Genomic DNA, 6,428 nt, shown 5'->3' with positions numbered 1-6,428 from the left:
ATTTTACAGAAGTTATCGTTGACATGGTTTATAATTCCTTTTTGATCGGTTATTGCTATTATGGACGATTCATCAAGTGCATATTTGTAATCGGAGATTTCTTTAATCTTCTTAAGAAGTTCATAATCATCTCCTTTTTTTTTGCTCATACCTAAACAATTATTACTTGAATCATATTTTCTAACTATTATAAATTTAATAGTTAGAATTATTCAAATATAAGTATAAATTCTCACGTATTTTTTTTAAAAATGTTAAATTGATTAATATTTTATTGAATAATCGCCGCTTTTTCGATTAAAAAGTTATTGTGATAAAAAAAACCATCTGTTTTACAGATGGTTTTCAACACAATTAACTTAACTAAAAATCTAAAAACAATAGCTATTTTCTGCCACCAATTTGGCAGTAATAGTTTCTCTTAATCCCACTATATTAGGCATGTTAGTATATTTTGTAAAGCGACGCAAGCCCATAAGCATCATGCGTTGTTCATCACCTTCAGCAAATGAAATAATGCTTTCTTTTCCTTTTTGAGTTACGATGTCTACGGCTTTGTATAAATACAATTTTGCCATTGCAATTTGTTCTTTGGCTTTGTCTTCACCTTGTTTTTTGGCCAATTTCTCGGTTCTTAAAAGAGTACTTTCAGCAATGTAAATCTCAATTAACATATCTGCTGCTGCGGTTAATAATTGCTGGTGCGCATCTAAGTCCATACCATATTTTTGAACAGCTGCACCGGCTACCATTAAGAACGCTTTTTTCAATTTGGCTATCATTTCTTTTTCTTCCGAAAATAATTCGGAGTAATCCGGAGTTTCAAAAGAAGGAATGCCCATCAATTCTTCTTGTACTTTCATGGCCGGTCCTAACAAGTCGACGTGACCTTTCATCGCTTTTTTGATGAGCATACCTACTGATAACATTCGGTTGATTTCGTTAGTCCCTTCGTAAATACGGGCAATACGCGCATCTCTCCAAGCGCTTTCCATCGGAGTATCTTCTGAGAATCCCATACCACCGTAAATTTGGATACCTTCATCAGCACAGTTTTGTACGTCTTCCGAAACGGCTACTTTTAAGATAGAACATTCGATGGCAAATTCTTCCACACCTTTTAATTCTGCTTCTTGGTGGCTGGCACCTTCGGCTTCGCGAATTTTGATACGGTTTTCAATGTCTTTAGCCGCACGATAGGTGGCACTTTCACCGGCATAGGCGGAAGTGGCCATTTCAGCTATTTTGTAGCGAATAGCTCCAAAACTCGAAATAGGCGTATTGAATTGTACTCTTTCGTTAGCGTATTGAATGGCATTAGAAGTTACACGACGTTGTGCATCCAAACAAGCAGCAGCCAATTTGATACGCCCAACATTCAACGCATTCATGGCAATTTTGAATCCTTCGCCGCGACCGGCCAACATATTTTCAACGGGAACTTTGGTTTCGTTGAAGAAAACTTGTCGGGTAGAAGAGGCACGAATTCCGAGTTTGTGCTCTTCTTCGTTCATTGAAATACCGTTACTCGGGTCATTTTCTACGATGAAACCGGTGATGTTTTTATCGTCTTCTATACGAGCAAAAACAATGAAGAGCGAACAAAATCCGGCGTTGGAGATCCACATTTTTTGTCCGGTGATGCTGTAGTATTTTCCGTCTTCAGAAAGAACTGCTTTGGTTTTACCCGAATTCGCATCCGAACCTGCCCCCGGTTCTGTCAAACAATACGCTCCAAACCATTCGCCCGAAGCCAATTTCGGCACATATTTTAATTTTTGTTCTTCAGTTCCGTACAAGGTAATCGGCATAGTACCAATACCGGTATGCGCTCCGAAAGCCGTTGAAAATGATCCTGTGGCACCTGAGATGTAATCACAAACCAAACAGGTGTCTACAAATCCCATTCCCATACCGCCGTAAGCTTCAGGTACCGCTACGCTTAAAAATCCCATTTCTCCAGCTTTGCGCATCATTTCTTCAGTAAAAGCATAGTCTTTATGCTCAAAACGATCTTTATTAGGCCAAATTTCTTTGTCGACGAATTCTTTTACCGAATCGCGCATCATGATTTGTTCTTCAGTGAAATCTTCCGGAGTGAAGATGTCTTCGCATTTGGTTTCTTTTACGAGGAATTGACCTCCACGAGTGATATCGCTCATAGTATATGTTTTTTTAGTTGTTGTTTATAATAATTCGTAAATTCCTGCTGCACCTTGACCGGTTCCGACACACATGGAAACGATACCATATTTGTCACCACGGCGTTTCATTTCATCAAATAACTGAACTGATAACTTGGCTCCGGTGCAACCTAGTGGATGTCCTAAAGCAATCGCACCACCATTTACATTGATGATATCAGGATTGATACCTAATTCACGGGTAACCGCTAAGGCTTGGGAAGCAAAGGCTTCGTTTAATTCAATTAAGTTGATGTCGTTCAAGTTTAATCCGGCTTGTTTTAAGGCTTTCGGAATGGCTTTTACCGGTCCGATTCCCATGATTCTCGGTTCAACTCCGGCTGCAGCATAACTCACCATGCGCGCGATAGGAGTAAGGTTCAATTCTTTTACCATTTCTTCACTCATAATGAGTACAAAAGCGGCACCGTCACTCATTTGTGAAGCATTCCCGGCAGTTACACTTCCATCGGCAGCAAAAACAGGTTTTAATTTTCCTAAAGTAGCGGCATTGGTGTCGGCTCTCGGACCTTCGTCTTTAGTCACAGTGTAAGACTTCGTTTCCTTTTTACCGTTTTCGTTGATAAAAGTTTGCTCCACCGTAATCGGCACAATTTGATTGTCGAATTTGCCTTCGGCTTGTGCCTTAATAGCTTTTAAATGAGAGTTCAAGGCAAACTCATCTTGGTCTTCTCTGGAGACGTTGAATTGCTTGGCCACAGCTTCTGCCGTTAATCCCATTCCCCAGTAATAATCTTCGTGACCTTCTGCAGCTACACGGTAATCCGGAGTTGGTTTGTAGCCACCCATCGGAATAAAACTCATACTTTCGGCACCACCTGCAATGATGCAATCGGCCATTCCGCTTTGGATTTTTGAGGTCGCAATAGCGATGGTTTCTAAACCTGAGGCACAATAGCGATTTACGGTTACGCCCGGCACATCGGTCACTTTTAATCCCATTAGTGAAATCAAACGCGCTACATTTAGACCTTGTTCGGCTTCCGGCATGGCGTTACCCACCATGACGTCATCGATACGGGTTTTGTCAAAATCAGGCAGTTCATTCATCATAAACTGAATGGTTTCTGCGGCCAACTCATCGGGTCTTTTGAAGCGGAATACGCCTTTGGGTGCTTTGCCGACGGCAGTTCTGTATGCTTTTACGATATATGCTGTTTTCATCTGATTAATTTCTTAATGGTTTTCCTTTGGTTAACATGTATTGGATACGCTCCAATGTTTTTCTCTCGGTACAAAGCGATAAGAAAGCTTCTCTTTCTATATCTAACAAGTACTGTTCTGAAACGAGTGTTGGTTCAGATAAATCTCCCCCGGCCATCACGTAGGCTAATTTGTTGGCGATTTTTTGATCGTGTTCCGAAATGTATTGTCCGGCTACCATTTGGTCAGTTCCAACCAAGAACATTCCCAAGGCTTGTTTCCCAAGTACTTTGACGTCTTTTCTTGGGATAGGTTGAGTGTAACCGCCTTCAGCCATTAGTAACGCGTGTTTCTTGGCTTCCGCTATCTGACGGTCTTTGTTAACTATCACGATGTCTTTTCCTTTTTGTAACACACCCATATCGTATGCTTCATAAGCTGAAGTGGCTACTTTTGCCATGGCTACCGTAAGGAAGTATTCTTGTAAGGTGTTTAATTCTACATCATTTTTGCGATACAAATCGGCTGCTCTTAAAGTCATTTCTTTAGAACCTCCACCGCCGGGAATTACACCTACGCCAAATTCAACCAAACCAATATAAGTTTCAGCCGCAGCTACTACTTTGTCGGCGTGCATGGTCATTTCACAACCACCGCCTAAAGTCATACCATGTGGCGCAACCACAACCGGAATAGAAGAGTAGCGACAACGCATCATGGTGTCTTGGAACATTTTGATGGCCATATTCAATTCATCATATTCTTGTTCAACCGCCATCATGAAAATCATACCAATGTTGGCACCAACAGAAAAATTAGCTGCTTGATTACCAATAACTAATCCGTTGTATTGTTTTTCAGCCAAGTCGATAGCTTTGTTGATACCAGCTAAAACATCACCACCAATGGTGTTCATTTTGCTTTGGAATTCAAGGTTTAAGATACCATCACCTAAATCATGAATTACAGCACCGCTGTTACTCCAAACTTTTTTGCTTTCGCGGATATTATTCAGAATGATAAAGCTGTCTTGTCCCGGAATCTTGGTTTGTGACTTGCTTTGGATGTTGTAATAGTAAGTAGCACCTTCTTTAATAGTATAGAAACTGGTATTACCCGACGCAATCATTTCACCAACCCAAGCGGCCGGTTTTAGACCTTCAGCTTCCATCAATTCAATTCCTTTTTGTACACCGATGGCATCCCAAATTTCGAACGGTCCGTTTTCCCAACCGAATCCCGCTTTCATGGCATCATCAATTTTATAGAAATCATCGGTAATTTCAGGAACTCTGTTCGATACATAAGCAAACATCGCGGTGAAGTTCTTTCTGTAGAATTCGCCGGCTTTGTCTTTGCCTTTAACCAATACTTTGAAACGATCTATCGGTTTATCGATGGTTTTGGTCAATTCTAAAGTGGCAAAAGAAGCTTTTTTGGCAGTTCTGTATTCTAAAGTATTTAAGTCTAACGATAGTATATCTTTGCCTTCTTTTTTGTAGAATCCTTGACCGGTTTTGCTGCCTAACCATTTGTTTTCCATCATTTTGTTGATGAAATCCGGTAATTTGAACAACTCATGGGCTTCGTCATTCGGGCAGTTTTCGTATAAACCGTTGGCTACATGTACCAAAGTGTCTAAACCTACCACATCAACGGTTCGGAAAGTAGCCGATTTTGGACGACCGATAACCGGACCGGTTAACTTGTCTACTTCTTCAATGGTTAAATTCATTTCTTTGACCAAATGGAACAAACTTTGGATACCGAAAATACCAATACGGTTTCCGATAAAGGCAGGAGTATCTTTAGCGACAACAGATGTTTTTCCTAAAAATTTAGAACCGTAGTCGAACAAGAAGTCGAGTACTTCATTACTGGTTTTTGGTCCCGGAATGATTTCAAACAATTTTAAGTAACGTGCCGGATTAAAGAAGTGCGAGCCACAAAAGTGCGCTTGAAAATCTTCGCTTCGGCCTTCGCTCATAAACTGAATCGGAATTCCGGAAGTATTAGAGGTTACTAAAGTTCCCGGTTTTCGGTATTGATCGATTTGTTCAAATACTATTTTTTTGATGTCCAGTCTTTCCACAACCACTTCAATAATCCAATCGTAATTGGCAATTTTGGCCATATCATCAGTTGTGTTTCCGGTGGTAATTCGGGAGGCAAACTTCTGACTGTAAATGGGCGATGGGTTTGACTTTAGCGCATTAGCCAAGTGATCGTTAACCAAACGGTTGCGAACAGCTTTGCTTTCCAAGGTCAATCCTTTCTTTTCTTCGGCTTCGGTTAAAGCATTCGGCACAATGTCTAAAAGCAATACTTCGACACCAATGTTGGCAAAATGGCAAGCAATTCCGGAACCCATGATTCCCGAACCGATTACGGCCACTTTTTTAATTGTTCGTTTCATATGTTTTTTGTTCTTTATAATTATGTTTGTTTGAGCTTGTAGAAAATCTTTTATGTGATGAACACTACGACAAGCTCAGTGTGACAATTGTATTGTTATTTGATTTTTTCTAAAAAACCTTTTTTTCAGTAATCAATTCGTTGATGATGTCGGCCACTTCCATAAAGTGTTGTAATTTTTCTTCTGGTACGTTTTGCTTAACCACGTCATTGAACTTTAATACTGTGATTTTCGATTGCTCTCTCATTTGTTTTCCTAAATCGGTTAAGTAAATGAGGACACCGCGTCCGTCATCCGGATTTTTTTTACGATAAATCAATCCTTTCTCTTCTAATGTTTTTAGAGTTCTGGTTAGGCTTGTTGCTTCCATTCCCATTCTAGAGCTTATATAAGTGGATGGTGTACCATCTTCTTTGTCGATACTTAAAAGTGCAAATCCGATAGCCATAGAACCGTCGAATTTTGAGGCTTCTTCGTTATACATCCTCGCAACAGCTTGCCAGGTAGCACGAAGTATGTAATCTATAGTTTTATCTTTCATACCTAAATTTGAGCTAAAACGATTTCGTTCTGAATCCAAAGATAATAAAAAATATTATGCATGCATACTATATTTTTAAAAAAATATTAATTCTTTGTTAATTAAGTAGATTTGTTGAGGGTAG

At 39.8% G+C, this 6,428-nt stretch carries 4 protein-coding genes; all 4 read right to left on the bottom strand.

Annotation, left to right across the window (positions count from 1 at the left end; translation table 11 throughout):
- Window positions 1–371: 371 nt before the first annotated feature.
- The 4 genes from Q0M21_RS10795 to Q0M21_RS10780 all read right to left on the bottom strand — a co-directional run bounded on the left by Q0M21_RS10795 (window position 372) and on the right by Q0M21_RS10780 (window position 6,304).
- The gene (locus Q0M21_RS10795; protein WP_295338028.1) at window positions 372–2,162 is read right to left on the bottom strand and encodes an acyl-CoA dehydrogenase family protein; all 1,791 of its coding nucleotides are present in this window, start codon (window positions 2,160–2,162) and stop codon (window positions 372–374) included.
- 24 nt (window positions 2,163–2,186) lie between these two features.
- The gene (locus tag Q0M21_RS10790; RefSeq protein ID WP_295338026.1) at window positions 2,187–3,368 is read right to left on the bottom strand and encodes an acetyl-CoA C-acyltransferase; all 1,182 of its coding nucleotides are present in this window, start codon (window positions 3,366–3,368) and stop codon (window positions 2,187–2,189) included.
- Window positions 3,369–3,372: 4 nt separating this feature from the next.
- Window positions 3,373–5,763 (bottom strand): 3-hydroxyacyl-CoA dehydrogenase/enoyl-CoA hydratase family protein, encoded by a 2,391-nt coding sequence (locus tag Q0M21_RS10785; protein WP_295338024.1) that lies wholly within the window; start codon window positions 5,761–5,763, stop codon window positions 3,373–3,375.
- 109 nt (window positions 5,764–5,872) lie between these two features.
- Window positions 5,873–6,304, bottom strand: a complete 432-nt coding sequence (locus Q0M21_RS10780) for a MarR family transcriptional regulator (RefSeq protein WP_295338022.1) — start codon at window positions 6,302–6,304, stop codon at window positions 5,873–5,875.
- Window positions 6,305–6,428: the final 124 nt, after the last annotated feature.

This window comes from Flavobacterium sp. (genome assembly GCF_024710485.1).
Classification (GTDB): Bacteria; Bacteroidota; Bacteroidia; order Flavobacteriales; family Flavobacteriaceae; genus Flavobacterium.
This window is presented reverse-complemented; position numbering and strand designations above follow the sequence as displayed.